Source organism: Paenalcaligenes hermetiae (assembly GCF_039543645.1).
In the GTDB taxonomy this organism is placed as follows: domain Bacteria; phylum Pseudomonadota; class Gammaproteobacteria; order Burkholderiales; family Burkholderiaceae_B; genus Paenalcaligenes; species Paenalcaligenes hermetiae.
On sequence record NZ_BAABKD010000008.1, the window covers coordinates 20642 to 40961 of the forward strand.

20 protein-coding genes are annotated in these 20320 nt (G+C 48.8%); 7 read left to right on the plus strand and 13 right to left on the minus strand.

Annotated features, from left to right (window positions below):
* From ABD980_RS04540 to alr, 7 genes are all read right to left on the minus strand, one after another.
* Entirely contained in the window at positions 1-912 is a 912-nt protein-coding gene (locus ABD980_RS04540) for an ABC transporter permease subunit (protein WP_345369935.1), read from the minus strand.
* Entirely contained in the window at positions 909-2039 is a 1131-nt protein-coding gene (locus ABD980_RS04545; protein WP_345369937.1) for an ABC transporter ATP-binding protein, read from the minus strand. The genes ABD980_RS04540 and ABD980_RS04545 overlap by 4 nt, the downstream gene beginning before the upstream one ends.
* Before the next feature lie 31 nt (positions 2040-2070).
* A complete protein-coding gene (locus ABD980_RS04550) occupies positions 2071-3171 on the minus strand; it encodes a polyamine ABC transporter substrate-binding protein (protein WP_260648990.1) in 1101 nt (366 codons plus the stop codon).
* A 74-nt stretch (positions 3172-3245) separates the two neighbouring features.
* Complete coding sequence (locus ABD980_RS04555; protein WP_345369940.1) at positions 3246-3941, minus strand: 3-deoxy-D-manno-octulosonic acid kinase; 696 nt, start codon at positions 3939-3941, stop codon at positions 3246-3248.
* Between the two features lie 31 nt (positions 3942-3972).
* Positions 3973-5361, minus strand: a complete 1389-nt coding sequence (gene radA, locus ABD980_RS04560) for a DNA repair protein RadA (RefSeq protein ID WP_345369942.1) — start codon at positions 5359-5361, stop codon at positions 3973-3975.
* Between the two features lie 5 nt (positions 5362-5366).
* A complete protein-coding gene (locus tag ABD980_RS04565) occupies positions 5367-6083 on the minus strand; it encodes an SDR family oxidoreductase (protein WP_260648993.1) in 717 nt (238 codons plus the stop codon).
* A gap of 11 nt (positions 6084-6094) precedes the next feature.
* Positions 6095-7228 (minus strand): alanine racemase, encoded by a 1134-nt coding sequence (alr, locus tag ABD980_RS04570; protein ID WP_300647871.1) that lies wholly within the window; start codon positions 7226-7228, stop codon positions 6095-6097.
* Positions 7229-7323: 95 nt separating this feature from the next.
* Here alr and hpnC point away from each other — a divergent pair, with 95 nt between their 5' ends.
* Genes hpnC through hpnE form a run of 3 tightly spaced genes read left to right on the plus strand, consistent with a single transcriptional unit; the run spans position 7324 to position 10358 of the window.
* Positions 7324-8181, plus strand: coding sequence for a squalene synthase HpnC (gene hpnC / locus ABD980_RS04575; RefSeq protein ID WP_300647874.1), 858 nt, complete (start codon positions 7324-7326; stop codon positions 8179-8181).
* A 12-nt stretch (positions 8182-8193) separates the two neighbouring features.
* Entirely contained in the window at positions 8194-9063 is an 870-nt protein-coding gene (gene hpnD / locus ABD980_RS04580) for a presqualene diphosphate synthase HpnD (RefSeq protein WP_345369945.1), read from the plus strand.
* A complete protein-coding gene (gene hpnE / locus ABD980_RS04585; protein WP_345369947.1) occupies positions 9060-10358 on the plus strand; it encodes a hydroxysqualene dehydroxylase HpnE in 1299 nt (432 codons plus the stop codon). The genes hpnD and hpnE overlap by 4 nt, the downstream gene beginning before the upstream one ends.
* A 64-nt stretch (positions 10359-10422) precedes the next feature.
* Here hpnE and thrC read toward each other — a convergent pair whose 3' ends face one another.
* Genes thrC through alaC form a run of 3 tightly spaced genes read right to left on the minus strand, consistent with a single transcriptional unit; the run spans position 10423 to position 14311 of the window.
* Positions 10423-11826, minus strand: coding sequence for a threonine synthase (gene thrC, locus ABD980_RS04590; protein WP_345369949.1), 1404 nt, complete (start codon positions 11824-11826; stop codon positions 10423-10425).
* On the minus strand, positions 11826-13127 hold the full coding sequence (locus ABD980_RS04595; protein WP_300648881.1) for a homoserine dehydrogenase: 1302 nt from the start codon (positions 13125-13127) through the stop codon (positions 11826-11828). Before ABD980_RS04595 ends, thrC begins: the two co-directional genes overlap by 1 nt.
* A complete protein-coding gene (alaC, locus tag ABD980_RS04600; protein WP_300648879.1) occupies positions 13124-14311 on the minus strand; it encodes an alanine transaminase in 1188 nt (395 codons plus the stop codon). Before alaC ends, ABD980_RS04595 begins: the two co-directional genes overlap by 4 nt.
* A gap of 137 nt (positions 14312-14448) precedes the next feature.
* Here alaC and ABD980_RS04605 point away from each other — a divergent pair, with 137 nt between their 5' ends.
* From ABD980_RS04605 to pdxA, 4 genes are read left to right on the plus strand one after another with little or no spacing between them, the layout of a single operon-like run.
* Positions 14449-14883, plus strand: a complete 435-nt coding sequence (locus tag ABD980_RS04605) for an Mth938-like domain-containing protein (RefSeq protein ID WP_345369952.1) — start codon at positions 14449-14451, stop codon at positions 14881-14883.
* A 24-nt stretch (positions 14884-14907) separates the two neighbouring features.
* Positions 14908-15372 (plus strand): peroxiredoxin, encoded by a 465-nt coding sequence (locus ABD980_RS04610; RefSeq protein ID WP_345369954.1) that lies wholly within the window; start codon positions 14908-14910, stop codon positions 15370-15372.
* 46 nt (positions 15373-15418) lie between these two features.
* Positions 15419-17059: a PhoH family protein gene (locus ABD980_RS04615; RefSeq protein ID WP_345369956.1), complete on the plus strand. Its 1641-nt coding sequence runs from the start codon at positions 15419-15421 to the stop codon at positions 17057-17059.
* Positions 17056-18051 carry a 4-hydroxythreonine-4-phosphate dehydrogenase PdxA gene (gene pdxA / locus ABD980_RS04620; RefSeq protein ID WP_345369958.1) on the plus strand — a complete coding sequence of 332 codons (996 nt, stop codon included), beginning with the start codon at positions 17056-17058 and terminating at the stop codon, positions 18049-18051. The genes ABD980_RS04615 and pdxA overlap by 4 nt, the downstream gene beginning before the upstream one ends.
* A gap of 16 nt (positions 18052-18067) precedes the next feature.
* On the opposite strand, the gene ABD980_RS04625 is transcribed toward pdxA, so the two are convergent.
* The 3 genes from ABD980_RS04625 to rpsR form a co-directional block, all read right to left on the minus strand.
* Positions 18068-19444 carry a replicative DNA helicase gene (locus ABD980_RS04625; RefSeq protein ID WP_300648869.1) on the minus strand — a complete coding sequence of 459 codons (1377 nt, stop codon included), beginning with the start codon at positions 19442-19444 and terminating at the stop codon, positions 18068-18070.
* 91 nt (positions 19445-19535) lie between these two features.
* Positions 19536-19991, minus strand: a complete 456-nt coding sequence (gene rplI / locus ABD980_RS04630) for a 50S ribosomal protein L9 (RefSeq protein WP_300648867.1) — start codon at positions 19989-19991, stop codon at positions 19536-19538.
* Between the two features lie 14 nt (positions 19992-20005).
* A complete protein-coding gene (gene rpsR, locus ABD980_RS04635; protein WP_260649007.1) occupies positions 20006-20281 on the minus strand; it encodes a 30S ribosomal protein S18 in 276 nt (91 codons plus the stop codon).
* Positions 20282-20320: the final 39 nt, after the last annotated feature.

Genomic DNA, 20320 nt, shown 5'->3' on the forward strand with positions numbered 1-20320 from the left:
TTATCCCTTTTGCTCTTGCAAGTGTTTGACTTGGCTATATTGGAAAAACACCAGTGGAATAATCAAGATCAGTACCATCACACAAGTGACAGCGGCAGCCATTGGCCAGTCCGCATTATTAAAAAACTCATTCCACATCACGCGCCCCATCATGAGCGTATTGGCTCCGCCTAACATCTCGGGCACCACATATTCACCCACGGCGGGAATAAACACAAGCATCGCCCCAGATATCACGCCGGGCATGGATAAAGGCAAAGTGATTTGACGAAAAGCCGTGAAAGGACGCGCACCTAAATCATACGCTGCCTCAAGTAAGCGGGTGTCCAATTTCACTAAGCTGGCATAAAGCGGCAAGATAAAAAAAGGCAAGTAAGCATAAACAAGACCAATATATACCGCCCAATCCGTACGATAAATTTCTAATGGAGCATCAACTACCCCTAACCACATCAAAAGTGAGTTTAGAATCCCATCGTTACGCAAAATGCCCACCCACGCATACACACGTAAAAGCAATGACGTCCAAAAAGGCAAAATCACGGCCAATAGCAAATAATTACGCGTACTGGGATGTGAGCGCGCAATGTAATAAGCCATGGGGTAACCGATCAACACACATAACAAAGTGGTAATCCCCGCCATTTTGACCGAGCTTAAATACGTGGCTAGATATAAATTATCACTAAATAATAAAATATAACCACGTAAATGCAGAATAAGGTTTAAGGTCTCTTCTTTGAACTCGACTAAGGGGGTATAAGGAGGGACACCAAACTGCAAATCCGCAAAGCTGATTTTAAAAACCAACAAAAACGGCACAAGCAAAAACAGCAGCAACCAAGCAAACGGGGCAGCAATGATTAAACTGCGCCCCGACGGTTTCAATGAAGAAAAAGTCAGTTTTTTCATGAGGCCAACACCACTGCGCTATCTTCTGACCACCAGACATAGACCTCGTCCTCTACCTCTGGAGCATCAGCCTGAGTTAACACCGAGCTAGGCATATGGGCCTCAATCAGTGCGTCACTATCTAAGCGGATCTGGTAGCGTACATAGCTGCCCATCCATGCCACGTGCGTGACTTCCCCCCGCCCCCAGTTTGTTTCCTGAGCGGGCTTATCGTGTGACACCTGAACATGCTCAGGACGAATAGACACATGCACCTCCATCCCTAAGGGCTCGCTAACACCATGGTCAACCCGCAAATGGCTGGGTAAATCTTCACTGTGGATTTCCACATGATCCGATTCATCCACCACGATTTCCCCTGTAAACAGATTGGCTGAGCCAATAAAGCTGGCAACAAAACGTGAGTTAGGAAAGGCATACACATCGTAAGGCGTACCACATTGCTCAATCTGTCCAGCTGTCATAACCGCAATGCGATCAGCCATGGTCATCGCTTCTTCTTGATCATGCGTAACCATAATGCAAGTCACCCCAACCTGCTCTAAAATTTTCACAAGCTCCACTTGTGTTTTTTGGCGAATTTGCTTATCGAGCGCAGACATTGGCTCATCAAGCAATAGCAGCTTAGGGCGCTTAACCAGACTACGCGCCAGTGCTACGCGTTGCTGCTGCCCACCAGACAATTGGTGCGGCTTACGACGGGCAAAGCCCGCCATTTGTACCAAATCCAACGCCTCAAACACCCGCTCATGAATTTCATGAGCGGGAACACCCTCTTGTTTTAGGCCAAACGCCACATTAGCTTCGACCGTCATATGAGGAAACAAAGCATAGGACTGAAACATCATATTGACTGGCCGCTTATAAGGCGGCAAATCCGTGATGTCTTCATTATCGAGGTAAATACGCCCTGACGTTGCCTCTTCAAATCCAGCTAACATACGTAATAACGTGGATTTACCACAACCAGAGCTGCCAAGCAGCGCAAAAAACTCGTGGCGACGTACCGACAAATTAACGGATTTAACCGCTACGGTATCCCCAAAAATTTTTACTAAATTTTCTACGCGGACGAACTCATCTTCCACGCCAGCCCACGAAGGGGTCGCAGAGCGATTATCTAACATCAAAGTGTCCTTTACTTTAAATAAAGAAACGTTAACGACCGGATTTGAGTTCAGACCACATACGCGTCTGTAAACGCTGAATATTCAATGGCTGAGGCTTAATCACAAATAATGTTTTTGCCACATCGGCAGGCGGATAAATCATTGGGTTGTTCGCAACCTCGGGGATGACGTGCTCTCTCGCTGTTTTGTTGGCATTAGGAAAGAACATGGTATTGGTGATCGCCGCATGCACCTCTGGGGTTTCAATGTAATTGATAAAAGCATGTGCCGCATCAACATGTGCTGCCCCTTTAGGAATCGCCATGGTATCAAACCAAACCGGTGCACCCCCTTCGGGAATATAGTAATCCACCTTGTAGTCTTTATTGGCTTGACGCGCACGGTACGCGGAGATCATGACATCCCCCGAAAATCCATAGACCATACACAAATCCCCTGCCGCTAACTCATCGATATAACCAGAAGAGCTAAACTGACGAATATAAGGGCGGATAGTTTTGAGCAAGGCTAAGGCTTCTTTATAGTCCTCGGGGTCGGAGCTGTTTGGATCCTTGCCTAAGTAGTGCAAAACCGCAGGAAACACCTGAGCGGCTTCATCCAGCATGGAAATACCACACGCTTTTAGCTTTTCGGCGTTTTCAGGCTTAAAAAGCATATCCCAGTCGCCGAGTTTAACGTCCTCGCCCATGATTTTTTTCACTTGGGTGACGTTATAACCCAACCCATTTGTTCCATAACCCCATGGAATCAAATACTCATTGCCTGGGTCCACATCAGCCAAAACCGCCATAATATCCGGGTCTAAATGCTCCCAGTTTGGGATTTTAGACTTATCTAGCTTTTGGAATAAGCCACCTTCGATTTGGCGCGCCGCATAATGCGTCGATGGTACCACCACGTCATAACCAGATTTACCGGTCAATAGCTTTGCTTGCAAGGTGTCATTGCTATCAAAGGTGTCGTAACGCACTTTGATACCAGTCGCCTTTTCAAAGCCTGACAGCGTGTCAGGCGCTGTGTATTCCGCCCAGTTATAAACGTTAACAACGTTGTCCTGCGCCTGTGTTGCAGAAAAAGCAGCGACCAAAGCTGCCCCCACAAAAAATTGTTTGGCTAAGCCGAAGTTCATTGTCTTGAACCCCTTTAAATAAAACATGGAAAACCAAAAGGCGAGTGCGCTATAAAATCGCGCAAAAAATGGGACTAGGCTTTGGCAAGTTGCAGATAAGCGCGACGAAATTGCTCATACCATTGTTGCCCTATTTCGCCCCGCACTTTAATCAAGGAACGGCGTAGACGCAACAAGTTATTTTGGCGGTGTTTGCTATCCACAACATCAAAACGACGAGCCCGATCAAAATCGATCACATAGATCTGTTGCTGAGCATCGATTAAAAGATTAAATACGTTTAAATCCGCATGCCACACACCGGCATCATGCATTTGTTTGACTACGATTGCAACGGATTCAGGCGGTATTTTTTCTATGTATTGTGCTATGGGCTGAGCCTTTTCGATGCGCTGCGTGATAATTGCTGCTTGATAGCCCAAAACCCGTCGTTGCCAACAAGCCGCCAAAGGCAGGGGGACCGGCACACGACTGTTGTGTAAATGCAACATTACTGCATACTCGGCCCATGAGCGCGTGCGCTCTGCCCCCAACCACCAATACGTTTTCTTAACGAGTTTAGCAATTAAACCGCCGCGCCGATAATGGCGTAACACCGCCGACTGCCCATCACACTGAATAAACCACGCCGCATTGCGCCCCCCTTGGGTAACAGGCTGGGCGTTTAGCTCTGGAGTAGCCGGATCAAATAATGCCAGCCGCGGGGTAATAAGATCAGGATTATAACGAATCCCATCTGCATCAACGGTTCGTATCGGTGTTTGAATCATCTAGATAGCCTACCCCGTTAACGAAAAATTGTTAAGCCCGTAAATAAGCCACTGCATCCTCAATGCGATCTACCGCCCAAATTTCCAACCCCTCGATAGGCTGTTTAGGGGCATTCGCTTTAGGAATCAAGGCAATGGAGAACCCGAGCTTGGCAGCCTCTCGTAAACGCTCCTGCCCTCGTGGTGCAGGCCGAATTTCACCAGCTAGACCGACCTCCCCAAAAACCACTAACCCTTTAGGCAAAGGCCGATTATTAAGGGATGACATAATAGCTAAAAGCACGGCCAAGTCCGAGGCAGGCTCGGTAATACGCACCCCACCCACTGCATTCACAAACACATCTTGGTCGTAGGTTACGATGCCAGCATGTCGGTTCATCACCGCTAAGAGCATAGATAGGCGTGCACCATCTAAGCCCACCGACAACCGTCTTGGGTTCGGTACATGCGCTGTATCGACTAGAGCTTGGATTTCCACCAGCAACGGACGCGTCCCCTCTTGGGTGGCCATCACACATGAACCCGGGACCTGCTGCTGATGACGAGACAAGAATAACGCGGACGGGTTGGAAACCCCACGTAAACCGCGATCAGTCATAGCAAACACACCCAGCTCATTTACCGCACCAAAACGGTTTTTAAATGCTCGGATTAAACGGTAAGAAGACTGCGAATCCCCCTCGAAGTACAACACCGTATCCACAATATGCTCCAACACCCGCGGCCCCGCTAAGGAACCGTCTTTAGTGACGTGACCAATCAACACCATCGCAATGCCATGTTGCTTAGCCAACCGCGTCAGCTGCGCCGCACACTCACGCACCTGTGATACGGAGCCAGGCGCCGCACTTAGCTGTGAGGAATATAGGGTTTGGATGGAGTCAATCACCGCTACTTTAGGTTGGCGCTCTAAAAGGGTTTGGGTAATATGCTCAAGCTGGATTTCCGCTAATAACTCTACCCCCTGTGTAGGGAGTTCTAAGCGTCGTGCTCGCAATGCCACCTGTTCGGCGGACTCCTCGCCCGTAACATAAAGCACAGGAACCACCGTAGCTAATGCCGACATAGCTTGTAACAGCAGGGTCGATTTACCCACCCCGGGGTCCCCGCCGATTAAAATTACCCCCCCATCAACCAACCCGCCTCCGAGGGCCCGGTCAAGCTCACTAAGCCCAGTAGGCTGACGAGGTAGCTCGCGAGCTTGCACATCTGATAGGCTCTGTACTGGAGAAGCTCCAGCAAGCGACTCATACCGGTTCACCGCTCCTGTCGCTTTAGCTGGCTCTAAAACAATTTCTTGCAAAGTATTCCATTGCTGACATTGTGAGCAGCGCCCCTCCCAACGGGGGCTCTCTGCCCCGCACTCGGTACAGACAAAAGCCGTTTTCGCTTTTTTGCTTGCAGTTTTACGAGTTGCCATACCCACTAACGCCCAATAAGACTGCTGCCACCATCAATCAACAGCTCCTGACCGGTAATATAAGCCGCCGCATCACTAAGAAAAAAAGCCACCGCGGCCGCAATCTCATCAGCCTGTGCCAAACGGCGCATAGGAATGCTGTTTAGCAAACGCTGCTCTCTTTCGCTGCCCTCGGGACAGTTTTGTCTAAACAAAGCGGTTTCTGTAGGCCCAGGCGAAATCGCATTGACCGTAATCCCATAGGGAGCAAGCTCTAGGGCCCACGTATTCGTACAGCCTAGTAAAGCGCTTTTAGCTGCCGCATAGCTGGTACGGTCATACGCCCCATGCGCGGCGCGGCTCGCAATATTAATGATACGACCCTCTTGACGGGCTTTCATAGAGGGAATAAAGGTTTGAGCAACTTGCACTGCCGCACGTACATTTAAGTCAAAGACCTGATAAAGGGTTTCTAAGTCTACCTCGCCAATGGGTTGAGGCATCACCGAGCCTACATTGTTGACTACCGCATCCACAGGGTATTTTTCCCGAAGCATCCGCAAGACCTCTTCGCTTTCGCCAGCGTTAGACAAATCACAAGCGTATAAATAACCCGGAAAATCAATATCCTGCGTGTGGCGAGCCAGCCCCACAACATGCGCTCCCAAATCAGCCAAATGCTGACTAATCGCCCAACCGATTCCTTTGGTGGCACCGGTCACTAGTACACATTTATTTTTCATCTTTTGTCCTATTACTCTATGATTTGGCGCGGAACTCGCGCTGCTACAGCACACAGTAGCTCATAGCCAATCGTGCCGGCCGCTTGGGCGACCTCGTCCACGGATGGACCATTTTGCCCCCATAACACTACCTGAGAGCCTACCTGTGCCGATGTGATATCAGTTAAATCCACCATTAGCATATCCATAGAAACGCGCCCCACTAAGCGCGTTAACTGCCCATCTACCATAATAGGGGTGCCACTGGGCGCATGACGAGGATAGCCATCGGCATAACCACACGCGACCACTCCTAGACGCATCGGCTTAGGACTAATGAAATGATGTCCATACCCTACCCCTTGATGGGCAGCAATATCGCGCACACTGATAATTTCAGCCATCAGGGTTTGCGCAGGTTGCAAGCCAAGTTCGTGGGCTGAAACCGCTGCAAACGGTGACGCGCCATATAAACAAACCCCTGGTCGTACCCATTGTTCGGTATGATCCGGTAAGTGCTGCTGCAACGAAGCGGTTAATGTTCCGGCCGAGTTACACACACTTATAGCACCTGGTAATGCGCCTGTTACTGTATTAAAACACAGTAATTGTTGATAAGTAATACTCGGATCATCATCAGCGCGAGCAAAATGGGTCATTTTCCCTAACGAGGAAATAACCCCTTCTTGTTGTAGCTCAAGCAAAGCCTGATACGCCCGCTCGAACTGCTCAGGTGCAAAACCCAAACGATTCATGCCTGTGTTGAGCTTTGCCATTACCGCTACAGGACGCCGCAAACGAGGAGCTTGCTTTAACCATGTGATCTGTTCCCAGTGGTGAATTACTGTTGTCAGCGTATACTCATCGAGTACGGCAAGGTCTTCTATCGAAAAAAAACCCTCTAGCAGCATAATCGGCTTGGTCCAACCTAGCTCGCGGCAGCGTATGGCTTCGTTGATGTCTAACAATGCCAACCCATCGGCTTGTGCAAAACCTTTAACTGCCTGATCAATGCCATGACCATATGCATTAGCCTTAATTACCGCCCATATAAACGGGGCCGGTCGCCCTAGCGGTGCTACTTGATGGTGCAAAGTAGAACGAATATGCGCTAAATTATGGCGCATTGCGGCAATAGAGATTTGGACAGCAATAGGACGAGGCATGAGACTACCTAAAAATTTCAAAATACTGAACTCGAATGCGGTTCATTTAACCGCATAATAAGATCTTAACGCAATGGTGATTTATACTCCCACTTATGTCTGTCGATCATTATGAAAATTTCCCCGTTGCCTCGTGGCTGCTGCCCAAGCACCTTCGGCAACCTATTACCCATATTTATTGGTTCTCTCGGAGCGCTGATGATATTGCCGACGAAGGCGATCACAGTGATAGCTGGCGTTTACAACAACTAGCGGCATACCGTGAAGCGCTTAGCCAGATCGAGCAGGGCAGCTTACATTTACCCCCCTCTGATCCACGCTATAAAATTTTTACACCTCTAGCGACGGTTATCGAGCAATACCAACTACCTGTTTATCTGTTTGCTGACTTACTCACAGCTTTCGAGCAAGACATTACAGTCAAACGCTACCAAAGCTATGAACAAATCCACCAATACTGTCGGCATTCCGCCGATCCAGTGGGGCGTATTCTACTGCACCTGTATCAAGAGCTACGCCCTGATAGTTTACGTATGTCGGACGCCATCTGTACTGGCTTACAATTAACCAACTTCTGGCAAGATGTTGCCATCGATTGGGAAAAAGATCGCGTTTATTTGCCGCTCGATGCGCTCAACGCACATCAGCTCGATGAAAGCTATATTCAACGACGTTGCCAGCAACAGCCCACAACCTCCCAACAAGACCTACAATGGCAACAGCTCATGCAAGAGCAGGTGCGCTACGCGCGTAGCCTGCTTGAGCAAGGTAAGCCCTTGGTTCAGCGCCTGCCTGGACGGATAGGCTTAGAATTAAAAATGATCATCTTAGGGGGGCTACGGATCCTAGAGCGTTTAGACCAAGTGCAATATGATGTATTCACTGCCCGCCCTAAGCTTGGCAAGGCAGATTGGTTACGCTTAGGTGGCCGTCTTTTATTCACACGCTTTTAATTTTTTCTCATTATGAGTCCAGACGAATACTGCCAAAACAAGGCGGCCCAAAGCGGCTCCAGTTTTTATTATGCGTTTTTATTTCTGCCTCCAGAGCGCCGTAAAGCAATTACGGCCTTGTATGCTTTTTGTCGTGAGGTCGATGATGTGGTTGATGAAACCCTTGAGCCTTCCGTCGCCCGCATGAAGCTTATTTGGTGGCGAGAGCAAGTTAATGCACTCTACAACAACCCAAAAGAGGCAACGCACCCTGTGATGCAGGCCCTCGCACCACATATTCATACTTATGACCTGAAAATGACAGAGCTGCTCGCGGTCATCGATGGTATGGAAATGGATTTGGATGAGGTCCGCTATCAAAACTGGGATGAGCTAAAAAACTATTGTTGGCATGTCGCCAGCGTCGTAGGACTGTTATCTGCAAAAATCTTTGGGCAAACCACCACACAAACCAGTGACTATGCCGTTAAGCTCGGGCTTGCTTTTCAGTTAACCAATATTATTCGCGATGTAGGGGATGATGCACGCCGTGGCCGCATTTATTTACCTATGGATGACCTAGATCGTTTTCAGGTACGCCCCGTAGAGATTCTCGATGCACAACATAGTGATCGCTTTGAGGCTTTAATGCGTTACCAAACAGAACGAGCATATGGACTCTACAAAGAAGCAATGCTCGCTTTACCTGAACAGGATCGACGTGCTCAACGCCCGGGTTTGCTGATGACGGCTATTTACTATGCGTTACTTGAAGAAATAGCCCGTGATCGCTGGGAAGTCTTAGACAAGCGAATCTCTTTGACACCTATCCGTAAATTTTGGTTAGCGTGGAAAACATGGGTAAGTGGCGGTAAACCTCTGATCAAAAAATTAAGTCGATGAATATTGCTATTATTGGCGCCGGATGGGCAGGCTGCGCGGCGGCTTGGCAAGCTCATAAGTTGGGCTATCGCGCCACCGTCTTTGAGGCAGCACCGATTATTGGGGGGCGTGCGCGCAAGCATTCCTCACAAGCTCTGGGTCAAATTGCTGACAATGGCCAGCATATTTTATTAGGCGCGTATCAAAGCACGCTTGCATTGATGCGTGAGCTTGATCTGGAACCCAAGCAGCATTTTCACCGCTTTGATTTAGATATCAGCAGCATGAAAGCAGACTTTTGTTTTCGTACTGCTGCCTTGCCTGCCCCGTGGCATTTGCTCGGCGCTCCTTTTCGGAGCCGAGGCGTCAAGTTCAGTGAGTTTTTACAACTACAACAGCTACAACGCTATTTAAAAAAACAGCGGTGGCAGGTCCAGCCTGGTACGACCGTTGCAGAGCTTTTGCAGCAGACGGGGCAATCCACTCGTTTAACCCAAAAGCTCTGGCACCCTTTGTGCGTAGCAGCGCTTAACACGCCCATTGAGCAAGCTTGCGCCCAGTTATTTGCCCATGTTTTACGTGATAGCTTAGGGGCAGACCGATCTGCCACCCAAATGCTTATCCCTTTACGTAATATGAGTGACCTATGGCCGCAGCGGGCTTTGCAACATGCCCGTATACATACTCGCCACCCTATCCGTGCTGTACAGAGACAGGGGCAACAGTACCTACTGGATGGGCAACCATTTGATGGGGTAATTATTGCAACCAATGCACCCTCTGCTTATCGCCTCCTGCAATCCCTGGATACTGAAAAACAAAAACTGGATTTTGCTAATCAAATTACATCCCTTGACTATAACCCCATCGCTACACTTTATTTAAAGCCCGAAAAACCGTGGGAGAATCCTCATGTTATGCGTATGCTCGATGAAGACCTACACGGCTTAGCGGCTGGGCAATGGGTGTTTAATCATGGCGCACTCAATAACAGCGAGCTTTATCCACTCATCGCCGTTACGATCAGCTACGCGAATCGTCTTCAGGGTCACGATAAAACAGAAATTGCTCGCGCTATCATTGCGCAGATCAACCATCAAAGCCCCTGGCCATTACCTACCATCACAGCGTTTGAACTCATTACTGAAAAACGAGCCACTTTCATTGCTAAACCCCATTTAAGCCGCCCCCATCCGCAAACACCTTGGCCAAATGTCTTGCTCGCTGGTGATTGGGTTCACAATGATTACCCTGCGGTTTTAGAGGGTGCAGTACGCAGTGGCATAATGGCTGCCAAGGCCTTACAGCCACACTAACCCATAAAAAAACCCCAACCTTTGACAAGATCGGGGTTTTGCGAAACAAAAAGCGCGGAGTGATCTACGCGTTCTGCAGCATGTAGGCTCGTACCTGCTCCACATCCGCATCCATGACCACCACGCGTTGGGGTAAGTCATTTAAGTGTTGCAAATGCTCGGGTACAGGGGCCGGTTGCCCAATGGCTTCCTCAATGGTTTCAGAAAACTTAGCTGGTAACGCGGTTTCTAATACCAACATGGGCACCCCAGGTTGCATATGGTCGCGTGCCACTTTGACCCCATCTGCCGTATGCGGATCAATAAGAACCTGCGTTTCGCGGTAAACCTGAGCAATCGTAGCAATACGATCCGCATGTGAGCTTTGGCCAGCTACAAAACCATACTCAGATTCGAAGCGGTCTTTAAGATGACTCAGATCAAAGTAACCCTGAGTCGCTAATTGGTCCCAAAGCGCACGCAAGGCATCAGGATCACGCCCTACTAAGTCGTACACAAAGCGCTCAAAGTTAGAAGCCCGTGAAATATCCATAGAGGGGCTAGAGGTAGCATAGGTATGGGCTGAATCGCGAGGGCGATAAATACCCGTGCGGAAAAATTCCTCGAGCACGTTATTTTCATTAGTCGCTAATACCAAGCGCGCAATGGGTAAACCCATCTGCCGTGCAATATGCCCAGCCAGAATATTGCCGAAATTACCGGATGGCACAGCAAAGGAAACCTGCTGATCCGCGCTATCGGTTGCACGCAGCCAACCCCAAAAATAATACACCACCTGTGCTGCAATGCGAGCCCAGTTAATGGAGTTCACAGCACCCAGTTGCATGGATTGTTTAAAATCCAAATCCCCTGCCAGCTGTTTGACAATATCCTGACAATCATCAAACACCCCTTTAACAGATAAGTTATGGATATTAGGATCTTGCAAAGAGTACATTTGGGCGCGTTGAAAATCGCTCATACGCCCATGGGGCGACAACATAAACACATTCACGCGCTTTTTGCCTCGGAGTGCGTACTCCGCCGCAGAGCCGGTATCACCTGAAGTGGCGCCCAAAATATTGATATGACTATCACGCTTTTCGAGCACGTACTCAAACACCTGCCCCAAAAACTGCATGGCCATGTCTTTAAAAGCAAGCGTTGGTCCCTGAGATAACCCAAGAAGCGCCATATCCCCCTGCAAGGGTTTTACCGGCACCATGGCCTCGCCCACATATAAGCTAGGATCATACGCTGCCTGCGTTAAAGCACGCAGGTCCTCGGCAGGAATATCATCCACAAATAACGACAGCACAGCAAAAGCCAGCTCAGCGTAGGATAGATCCCGCCATTGCGCTAAAGTCTGAGCGCTTACCTGAGGGTAATGCTCGGGAATTGCCAAGCCCCCATCGGGAGCAAGACCTTCGAGTAAAATATCACTAAACGCCTGTGGCGCCATACCGCCACGAGTAGAAACGTATTGCATTAGAGGCTCTCTACACGTAAACGGGTTACAGGAGAACGTACAAAGTCCAGCTTTTGTACTTTTAGAATCGCGTGGTCAATATCGCCCTCGCGTGCTTCATGTGTCAGGAAAATAATATCGGTTTCGTCATTGACGGCCGGCTCTTGGAACATAGAGCCAATCGAAATCCCAGCATCAGCCAAGATTCGTGCAATATCGGCCAGCACCCCAGGGCGGTCCGCCACGCGTAAACGCAAATAATAAGCCGACACAACATCAGCCATAGGCAGCACAGGGATATCTGCCATTGCATCTTGCTGGAAAGCCAAGTAAGGGACGCGGTGGTCATGGTCTGCGGTCAACAAACGCGCCACATCCACCAAATCGGCTACCACAGCTGAAGCCGTAGGTAGCTCACCAGCCCCAGCCCCATAGTAAACGGTTGAGCCCACCGCATCGCCATGTACCATGACAGCATTCATCGCCCCCTGAACATTTGCCAGCATGCTGGAAGAAGGAACCAAGGTCGGGTGAACCCGTAGTTCAATACCATTTTCACGGGAACGTGTAATACCGAGCAGTTTTACGGTATAGCCCAAACGCTCTGCATGAGCAATGTCTTCGGCTGAAAGTGTCGTAATGCCCTCGATATGCGCTTTAGAGAACTGGACTGGCACCCCAAAGGCCAAAGAAGACAAGAGGCTCAATTTATGAGCAGCATCTACTCCCTCGATATCAAAAGTCGGATCTGCTTCGGCATACCCCAAGCGTTGCGCATCGGCTAAGGCATCCGCAAAGGATAAGCCCCGGCTACGCATTTCAGAAAGAATAAAGTTTGTGGTGCCGTTAATAATACCCGCCACCCACTGTATACGGTTCGCGGTTAAGCCCTCGCGCATCGCTTTAATAATGGGAATCCCACCAGCGACTGCTGCCTCGAAGGCCACCATCACATTTTTTTCCTGTGCGGCGGCAAAAATAGCATTGCCGTGTGTAGCCAAGAGCGCTTTGTTCGCCGTGACCACATGCTTGCCCTGAGCAATGGCCTCCATGACCCAGTCTTTTGCTAGGCTCTCACCACCCACTAGCTCTACAACCACATCAATTTCGGGGTTGCGGACAATCTCCATCCCATCGGTAGTAATTTGAACCTGATCGCCAACCAATGCTTTGGCTTTAGCGACATCACGCACCGCTACTGCTACCACTTCGATACGACGACCCGCTCGACGCGCGATCTCATCCGCATTTTGATTGAGGACTTTCCATGTACCGCCCCCGACAACACCTAAACCAAGTAGGCCTACTTTGATTGGATTCATTTAAGCAACCCGTCCTTTCGGAACATATCTTTAATACCACGTATCGCTTGACGGATACGTTGTTCGTTTTCAATGAGTGCAAAACGCACATACTGGTCGCCGTATTCCCCAAAACCAATTCCGGGGGAAACGGCTACCTTGGCGTCCTGCAATAGACGTTTAGAAAATTCTAGAGAACCTTCTGCGAGATAATGATCTGGGATTTTGGCCCAAATATACATAGAAGCTTTTGGCACATCCACATTCCAGCCAATTTCCTGTAGACCTTTGGCTAGCACATCCCGACGACGCTTGTAGCTTTCGGTGATTTCTTTAACACAGTCTTGAGGCCCTTCGAGCGCGGTAATAGCCGCGACCTGAATAGGGGTAAACGTACCGTAGTCATGATAGCTTTTAATGCGAGCCAACGCATGGACCAGTTTTTCGTTACCAACCATAAAGCCAATACGCCAACCTGCCATATTATAGCTTTTACTCATGGTGAAAAACTCGACCGCCACATCACGCGCCCCTTCTACTTGTAAAATAGAAGGCGCCACATAACCATCAAAAGTGATATCCGCATAAGCCAAGTCATGCACCACCAAAATATCATGCTCTTTGGCCAACGCGACAATACGCTCAAAAAAGTCCAGTTCCACACACTGTGCTGTGGGGTTACTGGGAAAGCCCAAAATCATCATTTTAGGCTTAGGAATGGCTTCTTTAACGGCCCGCTCGATTTCCTCGAAAAAATCCACCCCGGGGATCATCGGCACGGAACGGATATTAGCCCCTGCAATCACCGCGCCATAAATATGAATAGGATAGCTAGGATTGGGAACCAATACCGTATCGCCACGATCCAATGTGGCTAACATCAAATGGGCAAGACCCTCTTTGGAGCCAATGGTAACAATCGCCTCGGTTTCGGGGTCAAGTTTGACCTGATAACGACGATCATACCAATCCACAATCGCTTTACGTAAACGAGGAATACCGCGCGACACGGAGTAACCATGGGTGTCAGGACGGCTTGAGGCCTCGACCAATTTGTCTACAATGTGCTGTGGAGTGGCACCATCAGGATTACCCATCGACATATCAATAATGTCTTCGCCGCGACGACGCGCCGCCATTTTGAGTTCGCCGGTAATATTAAAAACATAAGGTGGCAAACGATCTATGCGAGGAAAGCTACTCATGGGATTCCTTGGATGTGCAAAAATGAACAAAAGTCCGAATCAATTAGTGTAATCGAACCGAGACAAAGTGGAAAATCCACTCAACGAAAAGGGTCGGCTTTGCGTTATGATCAAGGTACGTATCATGGAGATTTATTGTGCATCTGCAAAAAGACACTAACCCTGCGCTCAATACAGTAACCGCCTATGGTGATGATTATATTGAAATCAATAAAACACGCCATCAACGCTCGATTTATTTCACACCAGAGGGGCAAATTTATGATCTAGGTATACAAAGCCCCTTTGATTTTACTACAGAGCTATTGCAAAAGATCACCGGTGTATGCGCCGCGGCCAAAAGCCCAATGGACTTTCTTGATCATGCTGCACCCCGCTTTGAAAACCCAGAGCAAATCGAGGTGTTATTGATCGGTACCGGAAAAACGCAACAACTTTTACCGCCTGAACTGTTACATGAGCTACTCAACGCTCGAGTGGGCGTGGAAGTCATGGACAGCCAAGCCGCCGCGCGCACGTATAATATTCTTATGTCAGAGGGCCGCCGTGTCGTTGCCGCACTGATTATTTAATCATTTCATGCAAAAAGGAAAATCATGTCCACCATTACCGTAGGTCAACCTATTCCCGCCTTTACTGCTGAAAGCACCCAAGGCACTATCGACTCCACTGCACTAAAAGGTCAAGCGTACGTTTTATACTTTTACCCACGCGACAACACACCGGGCTGCACAACCCAAGCGCAAAATTTCCGCGATCAGCTGCCCGAGTTTGAAAAACTGTCTGTAAAAATCATTGGGGTTTCTCGCGATAGCATGGGTTCGCACGAACGCTTTGCTACTAAGCAAGAGCTACCTTTTGCCCTAATTAGCGACCTAGATGAAGCGCTTTGTGAGCTGTTTGGTGTCATGAAAATGAAAAACATGTACGGTAAACAAGTACGAGGTATTGAGCGCAGCACTTTTTTAGTCAATGCGGATGGTGTGCTTGTTCAAGAATGGCGAGGTTTACGTGTACCAGGTCATGTGGATCAGGTACTAGAAGCCGCACGTCAACTCTAATTTTCTCGCGCTGCCCTACTGGCAGCGCTCTTACGGAGCTATCTTTATGCCCTTACCCACGTTGCCTTCAAAACTGGGGGCTACTTTAAGCGCAGACGAAATCAAACAGGCCCCTAAGGCCACCCCTCCTAAAAGCGTGCTCATGCCAGCTTCACCTACTTTGAGCACCCAAAGCGCCCAAACGGCTCCTAAAAAAGTAGTGTCTCCTGCACCTGCTAGCCAGGCTACAAATCCGCCTACAACACCACAGCCGACCGCACCCAAAGCAGTAGAAAATACGACTGCTGTTGCCTCAGTAGCTAATAAAAAACTATTTGTACTGGATACAAACGTCCTGCTGCATGATTCAAACTGCTTATTCAAGTTTGAAGAGCATGATGTGTTTATCCCCATGATCGTACTCGAAGAGTTAGATCATCAAAAAAAAGGCTTATCTGAAGTGGCTCGCAATGCACGGCAAGTCAGTCGCCATCTTGAAGCCCTGACTGCTGAGCACGACATTACACAAGGCATTGCTCTAAATAGTGCTGGTCACATAGAGGCCCGCGGACAACTCTTTTTTCAAACTACCGCTCTGAATGCTAAGCTGCCTATCCATTTACCAATGGGTGTGGCCGACAATGCCATTTTGCATGTGGTCCATGCGCTAAAACAGCAGCATCCCGACAAGCATGTAGTCATGGTGTCTAAAGACATTAACATGCGCTTAAAAGCCCGGGCACTGGGGATTCCCACCGAAGACTATAAGCATGACCATGTTCTCGATGACTCTGACCTTCTCTACGAGGGTGCGCGCGAGCTGCCAGAGGATTTTTGGCAAACGCACGGCAACCAAATGGAGTCGTGGCAACAAGGGGGGATCACTTTCTACAAAGTGCAAGGCCCACTTTGCGCCGAGCTAAGCGTCAATGAATTTGTCTATAGCGAACAAGAGCCCGGACTGGTCGCCCAGGTCAAGCAAGTCACCCACCACAAAGCGGTGCTAGCAACTATTCGGGACTACAGTCATAGCAAAAATAACGTCTGGGGGATTACAGCACGTAATCGCGAGCAAAACTTTGCGCTAAACCTGCTCATGAACCCCGACTGTGATTTTGTGTCACTGCTTGGTCAGGCAGGCACGGGAAAAACCCTGCTTGCTTTAGCGAGCGCCCTCACACAAACATTGGAAACCCAGCTTTATAACGAAATCATCATTACCCGCGCTACGGTGCCTGTTGGTGATGAGATCGGCTTTTTACCGGGTACCGAAGAGGAGAAAATGGCGCCATGGATGGGTGCCCTAGAAGACAACCTCGAGGTACTACATCTGGGTAACAATCGCCTCTCTGCACTCAATAATGACGCTAACCGCAACTCCACCATGGATATGATTCGTGCCCATATCAAAATCAAATCCATGAGTTTTATGCGGGGGCGCACATTTCAAAATAAATTCCTTATTATTGATGAGGCCCAAAACCTGACACCGAAGCAAATGAAAACCTTGGTCACGCGTGCTGGCCCTGGCACAAAAATCGTCTGCATGGGGAATATCGCACAAATTGATACACCATATCTAACCGAAGGGAGCTCAGGCTTAACCTATGTGGTGGATCGCTTTAAAGGCTGGCCTCATGCGGGGCACATTACTTTACAACGCGGTGAGCGTTCACGCCTTGCCGATTATGCGAACGAAGCCTTATGACGCACAACACTGTTTTACCCATCGGCATCACCATGGGAGATGCCGCTGGGATAGGCCCAGAGATTATTCTAAAGAGCTTTGCTGCCGGGCTCCCCTATCCTGCTGTAGTCTATGGTGATGCTCTCATTCTTAAGCAACAAGCCAAAGATTTGGGCATTGCTCTACCTATTATTTCCATTGCCTCCCCCCGTGATATCCCCGATCAAGGCATTGGCGTACTCAACCGCTGGCAGCCCTTACCTACTATCGCATATGGCCAAGTTCAAGCCCAAGCCGGACGTGGGGCCTATGAATACCTTTGTCATGCCATTGATGATGCCATCGCACAAAAAATCCGTGCTATTGTCACGGCGCCTTTACACAAGGATGCGCTTCTTGCTGGTGGAATTGACGCCCCGGGGCACACTGAAATTCTGGCTCAACGTACCGGCACCACGGATTTTGCAATGATGCTCAGCAACCCAGAGTTACGCGTCATATTAGTTACCATCCATGTGCCCATTACTGCTGTCAGCCCATTGCTCTCTATTGACAAAGAACTGCGTACCATTCGCTTGGCTCACCAAGCCTGTTTACAGGCAGGCATTAAACGCCCTCGAGTTGCGGTAGCTGGCCTTAACCCCCATGCCGGTGAAAATGGTCGCTTTGGTAATGAGGAGGCTCTATTTATTGAGCCGGCCATTCTCGCCGCTCGCAATGAGGGCATTGATGCTACCGGCCCATGGCCTGGGGACACGATTTTTATGCGCGCACGCCGTGGCGAGTTTGATATTGTGGTTGCGCAATACCATGACCAAGGCCTTATTCCCGTCAAATACCTAGGAGTGGAACAAGGCGTCAACACCACTATCGGACTTCCTTTTATACGCACCAGCGTAGATCATGGCACCGCTTATGATATTGCTGGACAAGGTATTGCAGACCCTACCTCTTTGCAAGTGGCATTTAGCACCGCTTTACAAATGACTCGGGGTGTTTCCCATCAGCCCTAGTCATGTAGAACCAATCTTATACGGGACTGTAGTTTAAGAACCGAGTACTTGCCCCTTGGAAGGCGACGCGTACCGTACCAATGGGGCCATTACGTTGCTTACCAATAATTAACTCTGCAGTCCCTTTATCTGGAGAGTCCGGATTATATACCTCGTCTCTATAGATGAACAAAATCAAATCCGCATCCTGCTCAATAGCCCCCGACTCTCGCAAATCTGACATGACGGGTCGTTTATTTGGCCGCTGCTCTAAACTACGGTTAAGCTGCGATAAAGCAATTAAGGGACAATTCAATTCACGTGCTAATCCTTTCAGCGCACGACTAATTTCCGAAATCTCTGTGGCTCGGTTTTCCGAACCAGAACTACCTGACATCAACTGCAAATAGTCAATAATAATTAGGCCTAATTGACCACATTGACGCGCTAAGCGTCGTGCTCTTGCCCTAACCTCCATAGCGGTTAAGCCTGGGCTTTCATCAATATAAATTTGTGCCTCTTGTACCTTTTTAACAGCGTGGGTTAAACGCGGCCAATCGTCTTCGGTCAATTTACCGGTGCGCATGCGATGTTGATCCAACATACCAACCGAGCCAACCATACGCATCGCAAGCTGCACCGCCCCCATCTCCATAGAAAAGACGGCAACGGGCAAACCCTGCTCAATGGCGATATGCTCACCAATGTTCATAGATAATGAGGTTTTACCCATAGAGGGGCGCCCCGCTACAATAATGAGGTCTCCAGGTTGCAACCCAGAGGTCATTCGGTCCAAATCCACAAAGCCTGTAGGCACCCCCGTGACCTCGGAGTCTCCCTCTCGATGATACAGCTCATCAATACGCTCTACCACCTGCGCTAATAAAGGCTGAATATCCTGAAAACCTTTATTACCCTTGGCTCCCTCCTGAGCAATCTGAAATACGCGCGCCTCAGCATCGTCCAATATCTGACGCGCCTCTTTGCCCTGAGGGTTAAATGCCGCCGACGCAATGTCATCCGCCACGGAAACCAGTTTACGCAACATGGATTTTTCCCGTACGATTTCTGCGTAGCGGCGAATATTGGCAGCAGAAGGAGTGTTATGTGCTAAAGCGTTTAGGTAGCTCAGCCCACCTGCCTCTTCGTCTTTGCCCGCATTGGACAAGGACTCATAAACAGTAATTACATCAGCCGGTCGTGCTAAGCCAATAAGGCGGGTAATATGCTGCCAGATGATACGATGATCAAAACGGTAAAAATCGTCATCAGAGATGATATCGGCAATGCGATCCCATGCAGCATTATCCAGCAACAGCCCACCTAAAACAGATTGCTCTGCCTCAATAGAATGAGGCGGTACACGTAAATAATCTAAGCCAGTATCAGTAGCTACAGGACTGTTTTCTATCATAAGACCTCTAATAACAAATAAAAAAAGCCGGTTTGCACCGGCTTTTTAGATCGGTACAGGAATACTGTACCATGCTTAAACCATTTTGGAATTAAGCCATTTCGCCCACTACAGCAACAGTAACCTCTACTGCTACGTCAGGGTGTAAAACGATTTGTACAGGGTACTCGCCAACTGCCTTAAAAGGACCTTCGGGTAAACGAACCTGTGCCTTAACAATCGTATCAAAGCCTTGAGCATTCAATGCAGCGGCGATATCCATGTTGGTAACAGAACCAAACAAACGACCATCTACACCTGCTTTTTGAGTGATCTCAACACGCAAATCGTTAAGTTTAGTGGCAAGCGCCTGTGCAGCGGCCAAACGCTCGGCTTGAGCTTGTTCTAGCTCAGCACGACGAGCTTCGAATTCGGCGATGGCTTCAGGCGTAGCACGACGAGCCATTTTTTGAGGAATCAAGTAGTTACGTGCATAACCATTACGTACACGTACCACATCACCCAAATCACCGAGGTTGACGACTTTTTCGAGCAAAATTACTTGCATGATAATCCCCCAGATTATTTGTGGTTGTCAGTGTAAGGCAACAAAGCCAAGAAACGTGCACGCTTGATAGCGGTATCAAGTTGACGCTGATAGTTTGCTTTTGTGCCAGTTAAACGAGCAGGAATGATCTTGCCGTTTTCTTGGATGAAATCACGCAAAGTATCTAAATCTTTGTAATCGATCTCTTTAACACCGGCCACGGTAAAGCGGCAGAATTTGCGACGTTTAAATAGGGGGTTTTGTTGACCAAAACGACGGCGGCGATCTTTGCCTTTACGAGCGAAAGCCATAATTAACCTCTCTTGAATTCAGTAAAACGGCAGGAGCCG

Excerpts from the sequence above, each read along its gene's own strand:
- rpsR (WP_260649007.1), bottom strand. The coding sequence starts at position 20,281 with ATGGCTTTCGCTCGTAAAGGCAAAGATCGCCGCCGTCGTTTTGGTCAA.
- ABD980_RS04595 (WP_300648881.1), bottom strand. The coding sequence starts at position 13,127 with ATGAATCCAATCAAAGTAGGCCTACTTGGTTTAGGTGTTGTCGGGGGC.
- ABD980_RS04565 (WP_260648993.1), bottom strand. The coding sequence starts at position 6,083 with ATGAAAAATAAATGTGTACTAGTGACCGGTGCCACCAAAGGAATCGGT.
- thrC (WP_345369949.1), bottom strand. The coding sequence starts at position 11,826 with ATGCAATACGTTTCTACTCGTGGCGGTATGGCGCCACAGGCGTTTAGT.
- hpnE (WP_345369947.1), top strand. The coding sequence starts at position 9,060 with ATGAATATTGCTATTATTGGCGCCGGATGGGCAGGCTGCGCGGCGGCT.
- ABD980_RS04625 (WP_300648869.1), bottom strand. The coding sequence starts at position 19,444 with ATGATAGAAAACAGTCCTGTAGCTACTGATACTGGCTTAGATTATTTA.
- radA (WP_345369942.1), bottom strand. The coding sequence starts at position 5,361 with ATGGCAACTCGTAAAACTGCAAGCAAAAAAGCGAAAACGGCTTTTGTC.
- alr (WP_300647871.1), bottom strand. The coding sequence starts at position 7,228 with ATGCCTCGTCCTATTGCTGTCCAAATCTCTATTGCCGCAATGCGCCAT.
- alaC (WP_300648879.1), bottom strand. The coding sequence starts at position 14,311 with ATGAGTAGCTTTCCTCGCATAGATCGTTTGCCACCTTATGTTTTTAAT.
- pdxA (WP_345369958.1), top strand. The coding sequence starts at position 17,056 with ATGACGCACAACACTGTTTTACCCATCGGCATCACCATGGGAGATGCC.
- ABD980_RS04540 (WP_345369935.1), bottom strand. The coding sequence starts at position 912 with ATGAAAAAACTGACTTTTTCTTCATTGAAACCGTCGGGGCGCAGTTTA.
- ABD980_RS04555 (WP_345369940.1), bottom strand. The coding sequence starts at position 3,941 with ATGATTCAAACACCGATACGAACCGTTGATGCAGATGGGATTCGTTAT.
- ABD980_RS04550 (WP_260648990.1), bottom strand. The coding sequence starts at position 3,171 with ATGAACTTCGGCTTAGCCAAACAATTTTTTGTGGGGGCAGCTTTGGTC.
- ABD980_RS04545 (WP_345369937.1), bottom strand. The coding sequence starts at position 2,039 with ATGTTAGATAATCGCTCTGCGACCCCTTCGTGGGCTGGCGTGGAAGAT.
- hpnC (WP_300647874.1), top strand. The coding sequence starts at position 7,324 with ATGTCTGTCGATCATTATGAAAATTTCCCCGTTGCCTCGTGGCTGCTG.
- ABD980_RS04610 (WP_345369954.1), top strand. The coding sequence starts at position 14,908 with ATGTCCACCATTACCGTAGGTCAACCTATTCCCGCCTTTACTGCTGAA.
- hpnD (WP_345369945.1), top strand. The coding sequence starts at position 8,194 with ATGAGTCCAGACGAATACTGCCAAAACAAGGCGGCCCAAAGCGGCTCC.
- rplI (WP_300648867.1), bottom strand. The coding sequence starts at position 19,991 with ATGCAAGTAATTTTGCTCGAAAAAGTCGTCAACCTCGGTGATTTGGGT.
- ABD980_RS04615 (WP_345369956.1), top strand. The coding sequence starts at position 15,419 with ATGCCCTTACCCACGTTGCCTTCAAAACTGGGGGCTACTTTAAGCGCA.